Source organism: Ideonella dechloratans (assembly GCF_021049305.1).
Classification (GTDB): Bacteria; Pseudomonadota; Gammaproteobacteria; order Burkholderiales; family Burkholderiaceae_C; genus Ideonella; species Ideonella dechloratans.
The window spans coordinates 2,862,107-2,879,661 of record NZ_CP088081.1 but is presented as its reverse complement, the minus strand read 5'-3'; the positions used below and the strand labels follow the sequence as shown (position 1 = coordinate 2,879,661).

The following is a 17,555-nucleotide window of genomic DNA, read 5'->3' as shown; positions in this document are numbered from 1 at the left end:
ACCGGCTCAGTGCAGGGCCGAGAGGAACTGCCGCAGCTCGGGCGTGGCCGGCTCGCCGAACAGCTGTTCGGGCGGGCCCATCTCATGCACCTTGCCCTGGTGCATGAAGATCACCCGGTCGCTGACCTTGCGGGCGAAGCCCATCTCGTGGGTGACCATCATCAGGGTCATGCCGTCGCGGGCCAGGCCCTCCACCACCTGCAGCACCTCGCCCACCAGCTCCGGGTCCAGGGCCGAGGTGATCTCGTCGCACAGCAGGATGTGCGGGTCCATGGCCAGGGCGCGGGCGATGGCCACGCGCTGCTGCTGGCCGCCCGAGAGCTGGCTGGGCAGGTGGTCGAACTTGTCGGCCAGGCCCACGCGCTGCAGCAGCTGGCGGGCGCGGGCTTCCAGTTCGGCGGCCGGCAGCTTCTTCACCAGGCCGGGGGCCAGCATGACGTTGCGGCCGGCGCTGAGGTGGGGAAACAGGTTGAAGGACTGGAAGATCATGCCCACGCGCTGGCGCAGGGCCCGCAGCGCGGCGGCGTTGCCATGCTGCAGCGGCTGGCCTTCCACCAGCAGGCTGCCGTGGTCGAAGGTCTCCAGGCCGTTGACACAGCGCAGCAGCGTGCTCTTGCCCGAGCCGCTCTTGCCGATGATGGTGATGACCTCGCCCGGCTGCACGTCCAGGTCGATGCCCTTGAGCACCTCGGTCGGGCCATAGGACTTGCGCAGGCCCTGCAGGCGCACGGCGGCGGTTTCAGTGGCTGGCATGAAGCTTCTTCTCCAGGTGACGGGCCAATTGGCTGACGGGGAAGCACAGCGCGAAGTACATCAGGGCCACGACGCTGTAGACGAGGAAGGGCTGGAAGGTGGCGTTGGTGATCATGGTGCCGGCCTTGGTCAGCTCGACGAAGCCGATGACCGAGGCCAGGGCCGTGCCCTTGATGACCTGCACCAGAAAGCCCACCGTGGGCCCCACGCCGATGCGCGCGGCCTGCGGCAGGATGACGTGGCGCATCAGCTCCAGGTGGTTCAGGGCCAGGCTCTGCGCCGCCTCCCACTGGCCCTTGGGGATGGCCAGCACGCAGCCGTGCCAGATCTCGGTCAGGTAGGCCGCGGTGTAGAGCGACAGGGCCACGGCCGCGGCCACCCAGGCCGAGGTCTCCACGCCGATGAGCGCCATGCCGAAGTAGGCCAGGAAGAGCTGCATCAGCAGCGGCGTGCCCTGGAAGACCTGCACATAGGCCGCGATGGCACGGCGGGTCCAGGCGCCCTGGCCGCTGCGCAGCAGCAGGAGGGCCGCGCCCAACAGGCCGCCGCCGACGAAGGCCACCAGCGAGAGCCCCACCGTCCAGCGCGCGGCCAGCAGCAGGTTGCGCACGATGTCCCAGAGGGTGAAGTCAACCATGGGCACCTCCCAGCCAGCGCGCGCCCAGGCGGTTGAGCAGGTGGCGCAGGCCCACCGACAGGGCCAGGTAGATGGCCGCGGCGATGATGAAGGCCTCGAAAGCGCGGAAGTTGCGGCTCTGGATCAGGTTGGCGGCGTAGCTCAGCTCTTCGGTGGAGATCTGGCCGCAGACCGAGGAGCCCAGCATCACGATGATGACCTGGCTGACCAGCGCCGGCCACACGCGGCGCAGCGCGGGTGGCAGCACCACGTGCAGGAAGATCTGCGCGGGCGCCATGGCCAGGCTTTGGGCGGCCTCGATCTGGCCGCGCGGCGTGGCGCGGATGCCGGCGCGGATGATCTCCGTGGCATAGGCGCTGAGGTTGACCACCATGGCCAGCACGCTGGCCCAGGCGGGGCTGAGCTGCACGCCCAGGGCGGGCAGGCCGAAGAAGACGAAGAAGAGCTGGATGATGAAGGGCGTGTTGCGGATCAGCTCCACATACAGCCCCACCGTCCAGCGCAGCGGCAGCGGGCCCTCGTTGCGGGCCCAGGCGGCCGCGATGCCCAGCCCCAGGCCGGCCACGGTCGAGACGGCCGTCAGGCCGGCCGTCCAGGCGATGCCCTGGAGCAGCAGCGGCCACTGGGCCAGCACCGCGCCGAAATCAAGTTGGATGGACATGGCGGTCACCCGGTGGCTTCAGCTCACAGCGGCAGGTTGCCGGCCGGGCGCTTCAGCCACTTTTGCGAGAGCTTGTCCAGCTCGCCCGCGGCCTTGGCCTGGGCGATGATCTCGTTGACCTTGGCCAGCAGCGTGTCCTCGCCCTTGGCCAGGCCGATGTGGTTGGGGCTCTCCTTGAGCAGCTCCTTGTACTCGGTGCCCAGGGCCGGGTTGCGCTGCATCATCACCTCGGCCACCGAGACGCCCGTGGCGATCACCTGGGTCTGGTGCGAGACATAGGCCGAGACGGTGGCGTTGTTGTCCTCGAAGCGCTTGATGTCGGTACCGGCCGGGGCCACCCGGGTCAGCTCCTGGTCCTCAATGGCGCCGCGGGTGACGGCCACCGATTTGCCGGCCAGGTCGGCCACGCTGCTCACCTTGAGCGACCTGGGCGCATAGATGCCCTGGAAGAAGGGCGAGTAGGCGGCGCTGAAGTTGATGACCTTCTCGCGCTCGGGGTTCTTGCCCAGGGTGGAGATGACCATGTCCACCTTCTTGCTCTGCAGGTAGGGGATGCGGTTGGGGCTGCTCACCGGCACCAGCTCCAGCTTGGCGCCCAGCTTGTCGGCGATCAGGCGGGCCATGTCCACGTCCAGGCCCTGGGGCGCCATGTCCACGCCCACGAAGCCGTAGGGCGGGAAGTCGGTGGGCACGGCGATGCGCACCAGCTTGTTCTTCTGGATGTCGGCCAGGGCGGTCTGGGCCAGGGCGCTGCCGGCGGTCAGGCTCAGGGCCAGGCCCAGGGTGGCGGCCAGCAGGCCGCGCTTGCGCATCGGGGTGTTCATCACAGCAGATCTCCTAGGTAGGGGGCGGGGGTGGAATCGGTGTCGGGGGCGTCCTGCGCCAGCCGGGGCCGGCGGCGCTTGCGGCCGGGGGCGGAGGCCGTGCTGCCGTCGACGGGGGCCAGGGCCTGGCGCAGCTCGGCCAGCGGGTCGTCGGCGGCGGTGTCGTGCAGGCGCAGGGCTTCCTGCACATGGCCGATGTGCTCGGCCATCAGGGCCTCGGCGCGGGCGGTGTCGCCGCGCGCCAGGGCCTCGACGATCTGCACATGCTCGCCGCAGGAATGCTCGGCGTCGTGGGTGGACTGGTAGAGCATGGCGATCAGCGTGGTGCGGGCAGTGAAGTCGCGCAGCGTGTCGGCCAGCAACTGGTTGCCCAGGCACTCGGCCAGGCAGACGTGGAAGTCGCCCAGCAGGTAGCTGCGCCGGCCCACGTCCGGGCCCTGGAGCGAGGCCTGCTCGTCCTTCAGGTGCTGCTGCAGGCGTTTGAGCTGGGCCGGTTTCATCGCGCCGGCGCTGCGGATCAGCCCGGTCTCGATCACCCGGCGGGCCTCGAAGGCCTCGCGGGCCTCGGCTTCGGAGGGTTGCACCACGAACCAGCCGCGGCGCGCACTGACGGTGACGATGCCGCGGGCGGCCAGCTGCATCAGGGCCTCGCGCACCAGGGTGCGGCTGCAGTCGAACAGCAGGGACAGGGGCTGCTCACCCAGGCGGGCCCCGGGGGCCAGCTTCTGGGCCAGGATGGCGGCCACGATGCGGTCGGCGATGTCGCTGGAGGTCATGGTGTGAAAAGGCGTCTGGCCACTTCACCAGCGAAATCCGTGCCATGGTCTACACGTCTTGTATGCAAGATTTGCGCATCAAGACTGTGCACAGGCGCGTGTGGACGCACCAAGCCGCACGCTCAGGCGCGGCGGGCGCGCCAGCGTGGGGCGGATCGTTCCAGTGGGGAGGACTCAGCGCTGGGCGGCGCGCCAGGCCTGCACGGCCTTCATCGTCTCGGTGATGTGGCCCTCGGGGCTCAGGCTGCTGTAGACATGCAGGATCTTGCGGTCCGGGGCGATGACGAAGGACACGCGGTCGGCCATGCCCGGGATCAGCATCAGCCCGGCGTCGTAGGCCTTGATCACCTTGGCGCCGTCGTCGGCACCGACGGCAAAGGCGTTGCGGCAGGCCTCGGTGCTGAACTTCTTCACCGTCTCCAGGGTGTCGTTGGACAGGCCGATGACGGTGGCGCCCAGGGCCTTGAACTGTGGCGTGGCCTCGGCGAAGAGGTGGGCCTCCACCGTGCAGCCGCTGGTGAAGGCCTTGGGGTAGAAGTACAGCACCACCGGGCCCTGCTTCAGGGCCTGGCTGAGCGTGAACTTGAAGGGCTGGCCGCCCAGGGCGGCATCGACCGTGAAGTCGGGCGCCAGGGCCCCCACGGCCAGGGCGGCCTGGGCGCTGCCGGGCAGCAGGCTGGCACCGCCCGCGCCCAGCAGGGTGGCGAGCAGGGGGCGGCGGGACAGGGGGCGGGCAAACGTCGGGGACTGCGGCATGGAACAAACCTCCAGCCGCAGATGCTAGCCGGGGCCCTCAGCGCAGGAAGTCGGTCTGCGCCGGTCGCCCTGGCAGCATCAGGGTGGTCGTGCGCGGCGCGCTGGCGGCCAGCTGCACCCCGCGCCGCCACACGCCCAGGCGCTGGGCGCGCAGGCGCAGGGCCTCCACCGGGTCACGGGCCTGCAGCAGCACGAAGCTGGCTTCGCAGCCCACCGCCAGGCCGAAGTGGTCCAGGCCCAGGATCCGGGCCGGGGCGGTGGTCACTGCGTCGAAGCACTGGCGCATGGCGGCCTGCCCGGTCATCTGGGCCACATGCAGGCCCATGGACGCCACCTCCAGCATGTCCGCCTGCCCCAGGCTGTACCAGGGGTCCATCACGCAATCGTGGCCGAAGGCCACGGTCAGGCCGGCGGCCAGTTGCTCGGGCACCCGGGTCATGCCGCGCCGCTTGGGGTAGCTGTCGTGCCGGCCCTGCAGCGTGATGTTGATCAGCGGGTTGGCCACCACGTTCAGCCGCGCCTCGGCCATCAGGGCCAGCAGCTTGCTGACGTAGTAGTTGTCCATGCTGTGCATGGAGGTCAGGTGCGAGCCGGCGACGCGGCCATGCAGGCCCAGGCGCTGGGTCTCGAAGGCCAGGGTCTCGACATGGCGCGACAGCGGATCGTCGCTTTCGTCGCAGTGCATGTCCACAAGCTTGCCCTGCTCGGCGGCCAGCTCGCACAGCAGCGTCACGCTGGCCGCGCCCTCGGCCATGGTGCGCTCGAAGTGGGGGATGCCGCCCACCACGTCCACGCCGCGCTTGAGCGCTTCCTTCAGAAGGTCCAGCGCGCCGGGGCTGCGCAGCACGCCGTCCTGCGGAAAGGCCACCAGCTGCAGGTCGAGGTAGGGCGCCACCCGCCGCTGGACCTCCAGCAGCGCGTCCACCGCCAGCAGGCGCGGGTCGCACACGTCCACGTGGCTGCGGATGGCCAGCAGGCCCTGGGCCACCGCCCAGTCGCAATAGGCCAGGGCACGCTCGATCAGGGCCTCGGCCGTCAGCAGGGGCTTGAGCTCGCCCCACAGCGCGATGCCCTCCAGCAGCGTGCCGCTCTGGTTGACCCGCGGCAGCCCGTAGCTCAGCGTGGCGTCCATGTGGAAGTGGGCGTCGACGAAAGGCGGGCTCAGCAGCAGGTCGCCGGCATCCACCACCTGGGCGGCGGGTGCGGTGGCGGGGCTGAGCCCTGGCTCGATGGCGGTGATGCGGCCATCCTGCACGGCCACCCCCATGCGGGTGCGGCCATCGGGCAGGCGGGCGTTGTGAATCAGCAGGTCCAGCATGGGGGTCTCGGCAGTTGGGGCGGGGCGTTCAGCGCTCGCCCTTGCGGTAGGGCTTCATCAGGGCCTGAGGGTAGCGCGCATGGCGGGCCACCAGCACCAGGGCCAGGATGGACAGGACATAGGGCAGCATCAGGTAGACCTGGTAGGGCAGGGGGCTGTCGCCGCTTTGCTGCAACCGCAGCTGCAGGGCGTCGAAGAAGGCGAACAGCAGCGCACCCAGCAGGGCCTTGCCCGGCCGCCAGGAGGCGAACACCACCAGGGCCACGCAGATCCAGCCGCGGCCGTTGACCATGTTGAAGAAGAAGGCGTTGAAGGCCGCCAGTGTCAGGAAGGCGCCGGCCACGCCCATCAGGGCCGAGCCGGCCACGACGGCGCCGGTGCGAACAGCCCGCACCGGGATGCCCTGGCCTTCGGCGGCCTGCGGGTTCTCGCCCACCATGCGCACCGCCAGGCCCAGCGGCGTGCGGTAGAGGCCCCAGGCCAGCAGCGGCACCAGCCCCAGGGCCAGCAGGGTCAGCGGCGTTTCCTGGTTCAGCACCGGCAGCGGCAGCCAGTCCATCGGCGCGAAGGGCGTGATGGTGGGTGGCGTGCTGACCTTGGGGAAGGCCACGCGGTAGCCGAAGTAGCTCAGGGCGGTGGCGAGCAGCGTGATGCCCAGGCCCGCCACGTGTTGCGACAAGGCCAGGCCCACGGTCAGTGCGGCCAGCAGCAGGCCGGCCAGCGCACCCACGGCGGCGGCGGCCAGCACCCCGCCCCACAGCGGGGCTCCGTGGTAGACGGCCAGCCAGCCGGCAAAGGCCCCGGCCACCCAGATGCCCTCCACGCCCAGGTTCAGCACCCCGGCGCGCTCGCACAGCAGCACGCCCAGCGTGCCCAGGATCAGCGGCGTGGCGATGCGCAGCACCGCCACCCAGAACTCGGGCTGCATCAGCAGCGTCAGCACCTCGTTCATGACGTCGCCCTCCACACCAGGCGGTAGCGGGCGGCCAGGGCGGCCACCAGCACCGACAGCAGGGCCGTGGCCACGATCACGTCGGCCAGGTAGGTGGGCACGCCCACGGCGCGGCTCATGCTGTCGGCGCCCACCAGCACGCCCGCCACGAAGATGCTGGCCACCACCACGCCCAGCGGGTGCAGCCCGGCCAGCATGGCGATGACGATGCCGCTGTAGCCATAGCCGGGCGAGAGATCCAGGGTCAGGTAGCTGGTGCGGCCGGCCACCTCGATGGCCCCGGCCAGCCCGGCCAGCGCGCCCGACAGCAGGGCCACCCACACCACGGTGCGCTGTACCGGCACGCCGGCAAAGGCGGCGGCGCGGGCGTTGGCCCCCACCGCGCGGATCTGGAAGCCCAGCACCGTGCGGCGCATTACCGCCCACAGCACGCCGGCCAGCACCAGCGCCCACAACAGGCCGGTGTGCACCCGGGTCTGCGGGATCAACTTGGCCAGCTCCAGTTCGGGCTGCAGGGCCACGCTCTGCGGCCAGCCCATGGCCAGCGGGTCCTTCATGGGGCCGTCCAGCATGGCGCCAATGAACAGGGCGACGATGAAGTTCAGCAGCAGCGTGGTCACCACCTCGTCCACGCCCAGGCGGGCCTTCAGCAGGGCCGGGCCCAGCAGCAGCAGGCCGCCGGCCAGCGCGGCGGCAGCCATCATCAGCGGGAACAGCACATACGGTGGCAGCGCGAAGCCGGTGCCGTCGTGCAGGCCGCCCACCGCCACCGCGGCCAGCGCGCCCAGGTAGAGCTGGCCCTCGGCGCCGATGTTGAACAAGCGGGCCTGGAAGGCCACCGCGGCGGCCAGGCCGGTCAGCATCAGCGGCACCGCGCGGGTGAGGGTCTCGCTCCAGGCGAAGACGGAGCCAAAGCCGCCCTGCAGCAGCAGGCCCCAGGTGGTGCCCACCGGGGCTCCGGCCCAGGCCACCAGGGCGGAGGCGATCAGCAGGGTGAAGGCCACCGCCGCCAGCGGCGCGAGCAGCAGCGCGCGGGCGGACGGGGTGGCACGGGGTTCAAGTCGCAACAGGGTCTCCTTGCGGGGCCTCGGGATGGCCGGCCATGGCCAGTCCGATGGTCTCGCGGGTCCAGGCCTGGGCGGGCCGGGCAGGGCCGAGGTGGCCGCTGTGCATCACCGCGATGCGGTCGCCCAGGGTCATCACCTCGTCCAGGTCATCGGACAGCAGCAGCACCGCGGCCCCGGCGTCGCGGGCCGCCAGCAGCTGGGCCTGGATGGCGGCCACGGCGCCCACGTCCAGGCCCCAGGTGGGCTGGTGGGCCACGATCAGCCGCGGCGGCTGGCCGTCGGGCGCGCGCAGGGCGCGGCCCAGGATCAGCTTCTGCATGTTGCCGCCCGACAGTGCGCGGGCGGGTACATCGGGGCCACCGCCACGCACGTCGAACTCGCGCACCAGCTGCGCGGCGTGGGCCCGGGCCGCCGTTCGGCGCACCCAGCCGCAGCGCGAGAAGCGGGGCTCGCCAAAGCGCTCCGCCACCGCGTTCTCCCACACCGGCAGGTCACCCACCACGCCGGTGCCGTGGCGGTCTTCGGGGATGCGGGCCACACCCTGCTGGACCAGCCAGGCCGGCGCGGCGCGCAGCGGCTGGCCGGCCAGGGTGAGCGTGCCGCGGCTGGCGCGGCGGGTGCCGCACAGCAGCTCGGCCAGCGCCACCTGGCCGTTGCCGGACACGCCGGCCACCGCGATGATCTCGCCGGCGCGCAGGTCCAGGTGGATGTCGTGCAGCTGCTCGCGCGGGTGGCCGGCAGTGCCCACACCGCGCAGGGCGCAGACCACCGGGCCGTCCTGGCGCTCGGTGGGGTGGCGTTCGGTGCGGGCCACGGTCTGACCCACCATCCACTGGGCCAGCGTGGCTGCATCGGTGTCCGCCGCGCGAGCCTGGGCCACCAGCCGGCCGGCGCGCAGCACGGCCACCCGGTGCGAGACGCGCAGCACCTCGCCCAGCTTGTGGCTGATGAAGATGATGGCCAGGCCCTGGGCGACCATCTGGCCCAGGGTGTCGAACAGGGCCTCGCTCTCCTGCGGGGTGAGCACCGCGGTGGGCTCGTCCAGGATCAGGATGCGGGCGTCGCGGTAGAGCGCCTTGAGGATCTCGACCCGCTGGCGCTCGCCCACGCTGAGCGTGCCCACCCGGGCCTCGGGCTGCACCGTCAGGCCGAAGCGCTGCGCCACCGCCAGCAGGCGCGCCCGCGCGGCCCGGCGGCGGGTGAAGGGCTGCCACAGCGGCTCGGTGCCCAGCATCACGTTGTCCAGCACCGTCAGGTTGTCGGCCAGCGTGGAGTGCTGGTGCACCATGCCGATGCCGGCCGCCAGCGCGGCCCGCGGCTGGCCCGGCGGCAGCGGCCGGCCGTGCACCGTGATGTGGCCCGCGTCGGCCGTGTAGTGGCCGAACAGGATGGACATCAGCGTGCTCTTGCCGGCGCCGTTCTCGCCCAGCAGGGCCAGCACCTCGCCGGCCCGCAGGTCCAGCGAGATGTCGTCGTTGGCGGTCAGCGCGCCGAAGCGCTTGGTGATGCCCGACAGGCGCAGCACCGGCGCCGCAGCGCCGGCGGTGGAGTCGTGGGAACTCACAGGCTCACAGACTCATTGCGCGCTGGACTTGGGCTGGCTGTCGTCCACCTTGACGCTGAAGCTGCCGGCCAGGATGGCCTTTTCCTTGGCCTTGACCTTGGCGACCACGTCGGCCGGCACCTTCTTCTCGAAGGTGCCCAGCGGGGCCAGCTCCGAGCCCTTGTACTTCATGGTCGAGTAGATGCCGTAGTCCTCGGCGGCGAACTTGCCTTCCTTGACCAACTTGATGGCACGGTCCACCGAGGGCTCCATGTTCCACAGGGCCGAGGCCACCACGGTGTCGGGGTACTGGGGCTGGGTGTTGATCACGTTGCCGATGGCCAGCTTGCCTTTTTCCTTGGCCGCGTCGCTGACGCCAAAGCGCTCGGCGTAGAGCACGTCGGCGCCCTTGTCGATCATCGCGAAGGTGGCCTCCTTGGCCTTGGGCGGGTCGAACCAGCTGTTGATGAAGCTGACGGTGAAGCTGACCTTGGGGTTGGTCTCCTTGGCGCCGGCCATGAAGGCGTTCATCAGGCGGTTCACCTCGGGGATGGGGAAGCCGCCGACCATGCCGATCTTGTTCGTCTTGGTCATCGCGCCGGCGATCATGCCGCTCAGGTAGGCGGGCTCCTGGATGAAGTTGTCGAACACCGCGAAGTTGGGCGCCTGCGGCTTGCCGGAGCTGCCCAGCAGGAAGGCGGTCTTGGGGAAGTCCTTGGCCACCTTGCGGGCGGCGGCTTCCACCGCGAAGGCCTCGCCCAGGATCAGCTGGGCGCCGCCGGTGGCGTACTCGCGCATCACGCGCTCGTAGTCGGCGTTGGCCACGTTCTCGGTGGCCTTGTATTCGATCTCGCCGCGGGCCTCTGCCGCCTTCAGGGCCTTGTGGATGCGGCTCACCCATTGCTGCTCGAAGGGCACGGTGTAGACCGCGGCGACCTTGATCTTGGTGTCGGCCGCCAGGGCCAGACCCGGGGTGGCGAGCGCCAGGGAGCCGGCCCAGGCCAGCAGCGAACGGCGGGAGGTCATCTTCATCAATCTCCAATGAACGGGTTGAACGAAAGGCGATGCACCGAGGCAGTGTGCACGGTGCCATGCGGACCACTTTGGTGCAAGTCATGTGCCACCCGATGCGGCCGGCCGGCTTGGGGCCAGAATGCCGGCCATGTGGTACGGGACCTGCATCGCCCGACCTGTCCTGCCGAGCCCCCCGGGGGCCGGCGCCTTTTCTGGAGTTTGCCGATGACCGCTGCCCTGCCTGCCATCGCCTTTGACCGCATCGGCCGCGACCGCCTGCCCGCGCTGCTGCGCACCATGCCCAAGGCCGAGCTGCACATCCACATCGAGGGCTCGCTGGAGCCCGAGCTGATCTTCAAGCTGGCCCAGCGCAACGGCGTGGCGCTGAGCTACCCCAGCGTGGAGGCCCTGCGTGCGGCCTATGCCTTCACCGACCTGCAGAGCTTCCTGGACATCTATTACGCCGGGGCCAGCGTGCTGCTGAAGGAGCAGGACTTCTTCGACATGGCCTGGGCCTACCTGGAGAAGGCCGCGGCCGAGAACGTGGTTCACACCGAGATCTTCTTCGACCCGCAGACCCACACCGCGCGCGGCGTGCCGATGCAGACGGTCATCCTGGGCCTGCACCATGCCTGCCAGCGGGCGCATCAGGAACTGGGCATCAGCGCCAAGCTGATCCTGTGCTTCCTGCGCCACCTGAGCGAGGAGGATGCGCTGGCCACGCTGGAGGCGGCGCTGCCCTGGCGCAGCTATTTCATCGGCGTGGGCCTGGACAGCTCCGAGCGCGGCCACCCGCCGGAGAAATTCGCCCGCGTCTTCGCCCGGGCCGCCGAGCTGGGCCTGCACCGCGTGGCCCATGCCGGCGAGGAGGGCCCGCCGCCCTATGTGGCCGGCGCGCTGGACGTGCTGAAGGTCGAGCGCATCGACCACGGCGTGCGCAGCGTGGAGGACCCGGCCCTGATGGACCGGCTGGCGGCCGAGCGCATCCCGCTGACGGTCTGCCCGCTGTCCAACCTGAAGCTCTGCGGCGTCAAGGACCTGGCCGATCACCAGCTGCCGCAGCTGCTCTCGCACGGTCTGGTCGCCATGCTCAACTCCGATGACCCGGCCTACTTCGGCGGCTACCTCAACGCCAACTACCTGGCCTGCTTCGAGGCCATGCCGAGCCTCGGCGCCAATGAGGCCTATGTGCTGGCCCGCAACAGCTTCGAGGCCAGCTTCGTCTCGGCCGACCAGCGTGCGGGCTGGTCGGCGCGGCTCAACGAGGCCTTCGTCGCCGCGGCGGCCTGAATCAGGACGACACGCAAAAAGGGCCTGCCGCCGTGAGGCTGCAGGCCCTTGTCTTGTGCGGAGCCGGCCCTGATGACCGGTCCGCTCGGAACGCTCAGAACATCGCCTTGAACTGCGCGCCGAAGGTGCGCGGCTCGTTGACGAAGCCGGTCAGGTTGTTGAAGTCGATGGCGCCGTTGACCACCACCTTGTTGGTGATGTTGCGGCTGAAGGCGGCGAGCTCGTACTTGCCATCGCCCCAGATGTAGCCCAGGCGCAGGCCACCCTGGGTGAGGGGCTTGCCGGTGAACTCCACCGACTCGTACAGGAAGAAGTTGATCTTGCTGCGGTAGGTCCAGTCGGTGTAGAGGTAGAACTCGCTGCCGTCGGCCATGGGCAGGCTGTAGCGCAGGTTGGCGTTGGCCACGTACTTGGGTGCCTGCGGCAGCGGGTTGCCGTCGATGTGGTAGGTGCCCGCCACCGTGCCGGCCGGGTCGGTCACCGTGCACATGGCGCAGCCGGCCACCACCAGGTTCTTGTCCTTGATCTTGGTGGTGTTCACGCTGCCGTTCAGGTTCAGCAGCAGGTTGTCGCTCAGGTAGGCGTCCAGCGTCATCTCGAAGCCCTGGCCCATGGACTTCTTGGCGCTCAGCAGCAGGGTGGAGTTGCTGGCCCCGCCCACGGCGGTCAGCTGCTGGTTCTTGACGTCGTAGTGGAAGACGTCGGCCGTGATGCGGGCGCGGCGGTCGAACAGCTCGGACTTCACACCCGCCTCATACGAGGTGTTGGTCTCCGGCGCGGCGTCCGACAGGGGATTGAAGGCCGAGGCCGGCAGGATGCTGGCGCCGCGGTAGCCGGTGGCCACGCGGGCGTACAGGTTGGTGCCCTTGCTGACCGACCAGGTGGCGGCCAGGTCGCCGGTCACCTTGCTGCCCGACACGGTGCCGCTCAGGCCGGCGCTGTCGTCCACGGCCACATCGCCCGGGTCGGTGCTGAGCTTCTTCCAGTCGTGGGTGTAGCGCAGGCCGGCGCGCAGCTTCAGGTCGGGCGCGATGGCGTAGTTGACCGAGCCGAAGGCCGCCCAGGAGTTGTTGCTCTGGGTGGTGGTGGACAGGCCGGTCTGCGCGCCACCCGCGAAGACGGAGTCGTAGCTGTAGGCGTCCATGTCGTACTTCTCGTGGAAGAAGTACAGGCCGCCCTGCCAGCTCAGCGGGCCGGCGGCGGTGGATTCGGCGCGCAGCTCCTGCGTCCACTGCTGGTGGGCGCGCAGGCCGTCGGCCGTTTCGCTGGAGAAGGGGATGGTGCCCGGGCCCATGGAGGGGGCGTAGGAGGCGCCGTAGCCGCCGTCCACGTCGCCACGGCTGTACGAGTGCACCTTCTCGAAGCCGGTGATCGAGTGCAGCTTGTAGCCGCTGAAGGCCCAGGTCAGGTGGGCGCTGGCGCCGGTGCTGCTGAGCTTCTGCTCGTTCTTGCCGTCCAGGTAGACCTTCTTGATGTCGAAGTCGTCCACCAGGTCGTTCGTGCCGGGCTGGATGATGTTGGCGCGGAACAGGCGGGCGCTGCCGTCCAGGTTGCGGGCATGCACATTGAACAGGGCCGAGAAGTCGGTGCCGGCGCCGTACAGCAGCTGGGCCCGCACGGCGTTGTCGTCGTAGCCCTCGAGCTTGTGGGTCTGCTGGGTCACCGGGGCTTCGTTGGTCACCCAGTTGTCGCGGTGCTGCGACTGCACCGAGATGCGCGACTGCCATTGCGCGTCGATCGGGACGTTGACGGCCCCTTCCAGGTTGGTGGTGCCATAGCTGCCATAGCCCAGGCTGGCGTAGCCACCGAAGGTCTTCTGCGGCTTGACCGAGTCGAACTTGACCACGCCAGCGGGCGTGTTGCGGCCGAACAGCGTGCCCTGCGGGCCGGCCAGCACTTCCACGCCTTCGCTGTCGAAGATGGGGAAGCCCTTGAGGATGGGGTTCTCCTGCACGATGTCGTCCAGGATCAGCGACACCGGCTGCGAGGCGTTCAGGCGGAAGTCGGTGTTGCCGTAGCCGCGGATGTAGAAGCGCGGGAAGGCCCGGCCGAAGGACGATTCGATGTTCAGGCTGGGCACCCGGCCCGAGAGCATGCGCAGGTCCTCGCCGCTGGCGTTCAGCGTGTCCAGGGCCTCACCGCGCAGCGTGGTGATGGCCATGGGCACCTCCAGCGCGTTTTCCTCGCGCCGCTCGGCCGTCACGGTGATGGTGGTCAGCTTGCCGGCCTCGGTCGCGGTGGCGGCCGTGGCGTCCTGGGCCCACACCGGGGTGGCCGGCAGCAGGGCCGCCAGGGCGGCCAGGCTCAACAACGAAGGACGGGAGGGATGGGGCTGTGCCGCGTGGTGGGCGGCGGGGTGATGACGTGTGGTCATGTCTTGCTGCGACGCAAAGTTGTTATGCCCCTTTGCGTAGCAACCGACATGCCATCACCCCGGCCCCATCACGGGGCGGGCACGCCGTCCTTCCACAGGTCCCAGTGGGCCACGATGTCGCGCACCAGGGCGCCGCCGACGCGGGCCAGGTTCTGGGTGGCGGGCACGAAGCCGCCGGTGGCCCCGGTGGTCGAGGCCTGCAGCGAGGCCTGGGCCGTCTGGCCCGGGTAGGGCCGGTCGAAGTTGGAGCCGGTGCGCAGCACGGCCAGACGCTTCAGGTCCACCTTGCCGGCGGCCGCGGCGCGCTCCAGCGCGTTGTAGCTGGCGTTGTCCTCCTGCTGGGTGGTGCAGTAGCGGCCCTGGCCATCGGTCATCAGCTGGACCCAGTCACGGGCATGCTGGCCCAGGCGGTGGCCGTGCCACCAGGTGTCGCCGCCCAGGGTGTCGCACTGGATCACGGCCGGCGGCCGGGTGGCGGGGCTGCCCTTGGGGTAGTGGGCCCGGTAGGCCTGGGCTTGCGGGCTGTCGGCCAGTGGCACGCCGCGGCTCAGGGCCAGGGCCTTGTTCACCAGCGCATCGTCCAGCCGCGCCACTTCGGTGCGGTACTCCAGCTTCGGCTTGATGCCTGGGCCGGGGGTGAGCACGCCGAAGTAGCCGGTGCTCCAGCCCCTGGGCATCTCGCGGGCGTCGATCTCGTGGGCAATGCCCGAGTCGACCAGCCAGCGGGCCCAGGCGGCGCTGCCCAGGGTGCCCTGGGCCGGGTCGATGCCGGCGATGCCGGCGACGAGGAACCAGGTCTTGCGCAGGTCGAAACGCGGGTCCAGCGTCACGGCCAGCACCGAGGCCGCGGCGTTGGCGTGGCCCATGCCGGTGGTCAGCAGGCAGACGTCGTCGGCGTTGCAGCGCAGGGCCGGGTAGTCCGGCGACAGGCCGGGCACCGGGATGGATTCGGTGAGCTGGAAGGGCTGGATCCAGGGCTCGGCCTCGGGGCCGAACATGGAGATGACCAGGACCTTGACCGGGCGGGGGGGGGCCGGCGCGGTCTGGGCCTGGGCCAGGCCGATGCTCAGCAGCATCGTGCCCAAGAGCGCCGTGGCGCGGTGCAGGAACCAGCTCATCGGGCACCTCCGCGCTTGTGCTTCACGGTCGTGACGGGCGACTGCCAGGCGCGCAGGAAGGACAGCGTCACCTCGGCCTCGTTGGTTTCGGCCAGGCCGCTGGCGAACAGCGCGCCCACGTCGGCGTTGAAGCCCTCGGCGCCAGCCAGGTCGCTCAGCGAGCGGAAGGCGATGTAGGGCACCTGGTTGGCCGCGGCCACATGGGCCAGCGCGGCGGTCTCCATCTCGAAGGTCTGGGCCTGCAGGTGCTTGAACAGGTATTCCCGGTATTCCGCATTGGCCAGGAAGACCGGACCCGAGACACCGCGTCCGCCCACCAGCAGGCGTGGCTGCTCCTTCACGCAGAGCTTCTCGTCCACCGAGCCGTCGGGCTGCCGGGCCTTGGGGCCGCAGCGTTGCAGGCGGGGCTGCAGCGTCCGCACGGCGGCCAGCATGGCGGCGTCCACCGGGTAGTCGAAGCGGTACTCGCCCTGCGGCGCGTTGGCCGCGTTGAGCAGGTAGGTGCCGCGGGGGAACTGGTGCTGGAAGGGCGGCAGGGGCTGGCCGTCCGGCGCGGCCAGGGCCAGGCCCAGGCAGCTCAGGTCACCGGTTTTGCCACAGGGGGCGGGCAGGGTGTCGCTCTCGTTCCAGAAGGTCTCCAGCGGCAGGGCCCAGCGGTCGGGCACGGTCACATCGCCCACATGGTTGGCGGGGTTCACGCCGCCGGCGATGCCGCTCATCACCAGCCGGTCGATGCGGAAATGGTCCAGCAGCTGCTGGGTGGTGAGGGTGGCGTTGACGATGCTGACCCCGCTGAGCACCACCACCACGCGGTGGCCTTCGAGCTCGCCAGTGGTGAAGCGCTTGCCGGTGATCGTCCAGGTCCTGGGGTGCTGCAGCCGCGCCAGGAGCAGGTCGGCCTCGGCCCCGAAGGCCGAGACGATGCCGATGCGGGGTGTGCAGTCGCTCAGGCAGGTGGCGGCCGCGGGGCGGGTCGATGTGGCCGTTGGTGCGGCCTGGGCGGCGGGGGCGGCGAGCCCCAGCAGCAGGGCGGCACAAGCCGCCGCGGCGGCCTGGACGGCAAGGGGGAATCGGTGGGAAAGGTTCATGGTGCAGCGGGCAAGCAAATGCGGTGCCCGGCTGCACTCATCCGGCGCTCGGGGGCGGTGTGGCGGCGGAGCCCGGAACCGTGGGGCGGGGGGGGCGGCTGCCGATGCGGATGGCCCAGTGCATCAGCCCTGCCAGGGTCAGGGTCAGCAGGCTGCCCAGCGCCCAGACGGCGCCCAGCAGCCATGGGATCCAGGCGGACACCCCGCGCAGCACCGCCTGCAGCACCTGGATCATGGCGGCCAGCAGGGCGTCCCAGCCGGGCAGCCAGTGGTCCAACCAGCCGGCGGCGGGGCTGGCATCCAGCCATTCGCGCAAGCCGCCCACCCAGTTCGGGTCGTGGCTCAGCAGTGCCCACAGTGCCCAGACGGCCCCGCTCCACAGCGCCAGGCCCAGGGCGGTGACGGTCCAGAGCAGGGCGATCACGGCCGGGCGGGGGTCAGCGGAAGATCAGGTACAGCGCGCCCAGGATGGCCACCCACTTGAGCACGTAGTAGGTGGGGCGGGACTTGGCCTTCAGCGCCTTGCCGGCCAGCCGCAGCTTGTAGCCGTGGGCGAAGATCTTGTTGACCATGCCGATCGACTCGCCTTCCACGTTCTGGGTGCGCGCGGCGTTCAGCACGATGCGGCCGAAGAAGCGGTTGAACCAGGCCAGGGGCGCGGTGTAGACCGGCCGCTCCACGTCGCAGAACAGGATCACCCGCTGGTGGTCGGTCTTGTTCTCGGCGAAGTGGATGTAGGTCTCGTCGAACATCATCGGCTCGCCATCGCGCCAGGAGCGGCGTTCGCCGTCCACCTCGATGAAGCAGTCGTCCGAATTGGGGGTGACCAAGCCCAGGTGGTAGCGGATGGAGCCGGCGAAGGGATCGCGGTGGCGCACCAGGCGGGCGCCGGGCGGCAGCGAGGTGAACATGGCGGCCTTGATGCCCGGGATCTGGTTGACCAGTTCCACGGTGCGCGGGCAGAGCTTGGCCGCCGAGGGCAGGTCGTCGCCGTACCACTTCAGGTAGAAACGCTTCCAGCCGGTGCGGAAGAAGGAGTTGAAACCGATGTCGGTGTAGCCCTCGGCGGCCTTGATGAAACCCTCGTCGTTCAGGCGCAGGGCCTCTTCACGGATCTCCTGCCAGTGGTCCTGCAGCGGCTTCAGATCCGGGAAGTCCTTGGGCTCGAGGAAGGCCTTGGCCGGCACCTTGGAGCCCAGGTACAGCAGGGCATTGACCGGGGCCAGCAGCACCGTGAAGTCGGTCAGCGCGCGCACGAGGCCGAAGCGCACCTTGCCGCGGAAGTGGGCGTAGAGCGCCGAGGCGACGAAGATGGCCAGGACCCAGTAGCGCAGCGGGGGCATCCAAGCTTCCATGAGTGACACGTTTCGGAGCGTAAAAGCGG

General features: G+C 70.2%; 17 protein-coding genes. 1 reads left to right on the top strand and 16 read right to left on the bottom strand.

Translation table 11 applies throughout. The features are described from left to right. Window positions 1-6 precede the first annotated feature (6 nt). The 11 genes from LRM40_RS13405 to LRM40_RS13355 all read right to left on the bottom strand — a co-directional run bounded on the left by LRM40_RS13405 (window position 7) and on the right by LRM40_RS13355 (window position 10,313). Window positions 7-753 (bottom strand): amino acid ABC transporter ATP-binding protein, encoded by a 747-nt coding sequence (locus tag LRM40_RS13405; RefSeq protein ID WP_151121925.1) that lies wholly within the window; start codon window positions 751-753, stop codon window positions 7-9. Further along, complete coding sequence (locus LRM40_RS13400) at window positions 740-1,390, bottom strand: amino acid ABC transporter permease (RefSeq protein WP_151121924.1); 651 nt, start codon at window positions 1,388-1,390, stop codon at window positions 740-742. The genes LRM40_RS13405 and LRM40_RS13400 overlap by 14 nt, the downstream gene beginning before the upstream one ends. Then, window positions 1,383-2,051, bottom strand: a complete 669-nt coding sequence (locus LRM40_RS13395) for an amino acid ABC transporter permease (protein ID WP_026097136.1) — start codon at window positions 2,049-2,051, stop codon at window positions 1,383-1,385. The genes LRM40_RS13400 and LRM40_RS13395 overlap by 8 nt, the downstream gene beginning before the upstream one ends. A gap of 23 nt (window positions 2,052-2,074) precedes the next feature. Beyond that, the gene (locus LRM40_RS13390) at window positions 2,075-2,875 is read right to left on the bottom strand and encodes a transporter substrate-binding domain-containing protein (protein ID WP_231067548.1); all 801 of its coding nucleotides are present in this window, start codon (window positions 2,873-2,875) and stop codon (window positions 2,075-2,077) included. Continuing rightward, window positions 2,875-3,651: a GntR family transcriptional regulator gene (locus tag LRM40_RS13385; protein ID WP_151121923.1), complete on the bottom strand. Its 777-nt coding sequence runs from the start codon at window positions 3,649-3,651 to the stop codon at window positions 2,875-2,877. Before LRM40_RS13385 ends, LRM40_RS13390 begins: the two co-directional genes overlap by 1 nt. Window positions 3,652-3,825: 174 nt before the next feature. Beyond that, window positions 3,826-4,407, bottom strand: a complete 582-nt coding sequence (locus tag LRM40_RS13380) for a peroxiredoxin (RefSeq protein ID WP_151121922.1) — start codon at window positions 4,405-4,407, stop codon at window positions 3,826-3,828. Window positions 4,408-4,444: 37 nt separating this feature from the next. Next, entirely contained in the window at window positions 4,445-5,725 is a 1,281-nt protein-coding gene (locus LRM40_RS13375) for an amidohydrolase family protein (protein ID WP_151121921.1), read from the bottom strand. 28 nt (window positions 5,726-5,753) lie between these two features. Then, window positions 5,754-6,677: an ABC transporter permease gene (locus tag LRM40_RS13370; protein WP_151121920.1), complete on the bottom strand. Its 924-nt coding sequence runs from the start codon at window positions 6,675-6,677 to the stop codon at window positions 5,754-5,756. Beyond that, complete coding sequence (locus LRM40_RS13365) at window positions 6,674-7,744, bottom strand: ABC transporter permease (RefSeq protein WP_211372903.1); 1,071 nt, start codon at window positions 7,742-7,744, stop codon at window positions 6,674-6,676. The genes LRM40_RS13370 and LRM40_RS13365 overlap by 4 nt, the downstream gene beginning before the upstream one ends. Beyond that, window positions 7,734-9,308: an ABC transporter ATP-binding protein gene (locus LRM40_RS13360; RefSeq protein ID WP_151121918.1), complete on the bottom strand. Its 1,575-nt coding sequence runs from the start codon at window positions 9,306-9,308 to the stop codon at window positions 7,734-7,736. Before LRM40_RS13360 ends, LRM40_RS13365 begins: the two co-directional genes overlap by 11 nt. Window positions 9,309-9,320: 12 nt before the next feature. Further along, on the bottom strand, window positions 9,321-10,313 hold the full coding sequence (locus tag LRM40_RS13355; RefSeq protein ID WP_151122058.1) for a BMP family protein: 993 nt from the start codon (window positions 10,311-10,313) through the stop codon (window positions 9,321-9,323). A 213-nt stretch (window positions 10,314-10,526) separates the two neighbouring features. Between LRM40_RS13355 and LRM40_RS13350 the strand changes: the two genes are divergently transcribed. Continuing rightward, window positions 10,527-11,591, top strand: a complete 1,065-nt coding sequence (locus LRM40_RS13350; protein ID WP_151121917.1) for an adenosine deaminase — start codon at window positions 10,527-10,529, stop codon at window positions 11,589-11,591. Window positions 11,592-11,685: 94 nt separating this feature from the next. Here the strand turns inward: LRM40_RS13350 and LRM40_RS13345 are convergent, their stop codons facing one another. The 5 genes from LRM40_RS13345 to LRM40_RS13325 form a co-directional block, all read right to left on the bottom strand. Further along, complete coding sequence (locus LRM40_RS13345; RefSeq protein WP_151121916.1) at window positions 11,686-13,965, bottom strand: TonB-dependent receptor; 2,280 nt, start codon at window positions 13,963-13,965, stop codon at window positions 11,686-11,688. A 68-nt stretch (window positions 13,966-14,033) separates the two neighbouring features. Beyond that, window positions 14,034-15,041: a purine-nucleoside phosphorylase gene (locus LRM40_RS13340; protein WP_231067849.1), complete on the bottom strand. Its 1,008-nt coding sequence runs from the start codon at window positions 15,039-15,041 to the stop codon at window positions 14,034-14,036. A 38-nt stretch (window positions 15,042-15,079) separates the two neighbouring features. Continuing rightward, window positions 15,080-16,171: a 5'-methylthioadenosine/S-adenosylhomocysteine nucleosidase gene (locus LRM40_RS13335; RefSeq protein WP_151121914.1), complete on the bottom strand. Its 1,092-nt coding sequence runs from the start codon at window positions 16,169-16,171 to the stop codon at window positions 15,080-15,082. A gap of 37 nt (window positions 16,172-16,208) precedes the next feature. Then, window positions 16,209-16,595 carry a hypothetical protein gene (locus LRM40_RS13330; RefSeq protein ID WP_151121913.1) on the bottom strand — a complete coding sequence of 129 codons (387 nt, stop codon included), beginning with the start codon at window positions 16,593-16,595 and terminating at the stop codon, window positions 16,209-16,211. A gap of 13 nt (window positions 16,596-16,608) precedes the next feature. Beyond that, window positions 16,609-17,505 (bottom strand): aspartyl/asparaginyl beta-hydroxylase domain-containing protein, encoded by an 897-nt coding sequence (locus tag LRM40_RS13325; RefSeq protein WP_211372908.1) that lies wholly within the window; start codon window positions 17,503-17,505, stop codon window positions 16,609-16,611. Window positions 17,506-17,555 lie beyond the last annotated feature (50 nt).

Coding starts and splice junctions, on each gene's coding strand:
- LRM40_RS13405 (WP_151121925.1), bottom strand. CDS start 753: ATGCCAGCCACTGAAACCGCCGCCGTGCGCCTGCAGGGCCTGCGCAAG.
- LRM40_RS13400 (WP_151121924.1), bottom strand. CDS start 1,390: ATGGTTGACTTCACCCTCTGGGACATCGTGCGCAACCTGCTGCTGGCC.
- LRM40_RS13395 (WP_026097136.1), bottom strand. CDS start 2,051: ATGTCCATCCAACTTGATTTCGGCGCGGTGCTGGCCCAGTGGCCGCTG.
- LRM40_RS13390 (WP_231067548.1), bottom strand. CDS start 2,875: ATGAACACCCCGATGCGCAAGCGCGGCCTGCTGGCCGCCACCCTGGGC.
- LRM40_RS13385 (WP_151121923.1), bottom strand. CDS start 3,651: ATGACCTCCAGCGACATCGCCGACCGCATCGTGGCCGCCATCCTGGCC.
- LRM40_RS13380 (WP_151121922.1), bottom strand. CDS start 4,407: ATGCCGCAGTCCCCGACGTTTGCCCGCCCCCTGTCCCGCCGCCCCCTG.
- LRM40_RS13375 (WP_151121921.1), bottom strand. CDS start 5,725: ATGCTGGACCTGCTGATTCACAACGCCCGCCTGCCCGATGGCCGCACC.
- LRM40_RS13370 (WP_151121920.1), bottom strand. CDS start 6,677: ATGAACGAGGTGCTGACGCTGCTGATGCAGCCCGAGTTCTGGGTGGCG.
- LRM40_RS13355 (WP_151122058.1), bottom strand. CDS start 10,313: ATGACCTCCCGCCGTTCGCTGCTGGCCTGGGCCGGCTCCCTGGCGCTC.
- LRM40_RS13350 (WP_151121917.1), top strand. CDS start 10,527: ATGACCGCTGCCCTGCCTGCCATCGCCTTTGACCGCATCGGCCGCGAC.
- LRM40_RS13345 (WP_151121916.1), bottom strand. CDS start 13,965: ATGACCACACGTCATCACCCCGCCGCCCACCACGCGGCACAGCCCCAT.
- LRM40_RS13340 (WP_231067849.1), bottom strand. CDS start 15,041: ATGCTGCTGAGCATCGGCCTGGCCCAGGCCCAGACCGCGCCGGCCCCC.
- LRM40_RS13335 (WP_151121914.1), bottom strand. CDS start 16,171: ATGAACCTTTCCCACCGATTCCCCCTTGCCGTCCAGGCCGCCGCGGCG.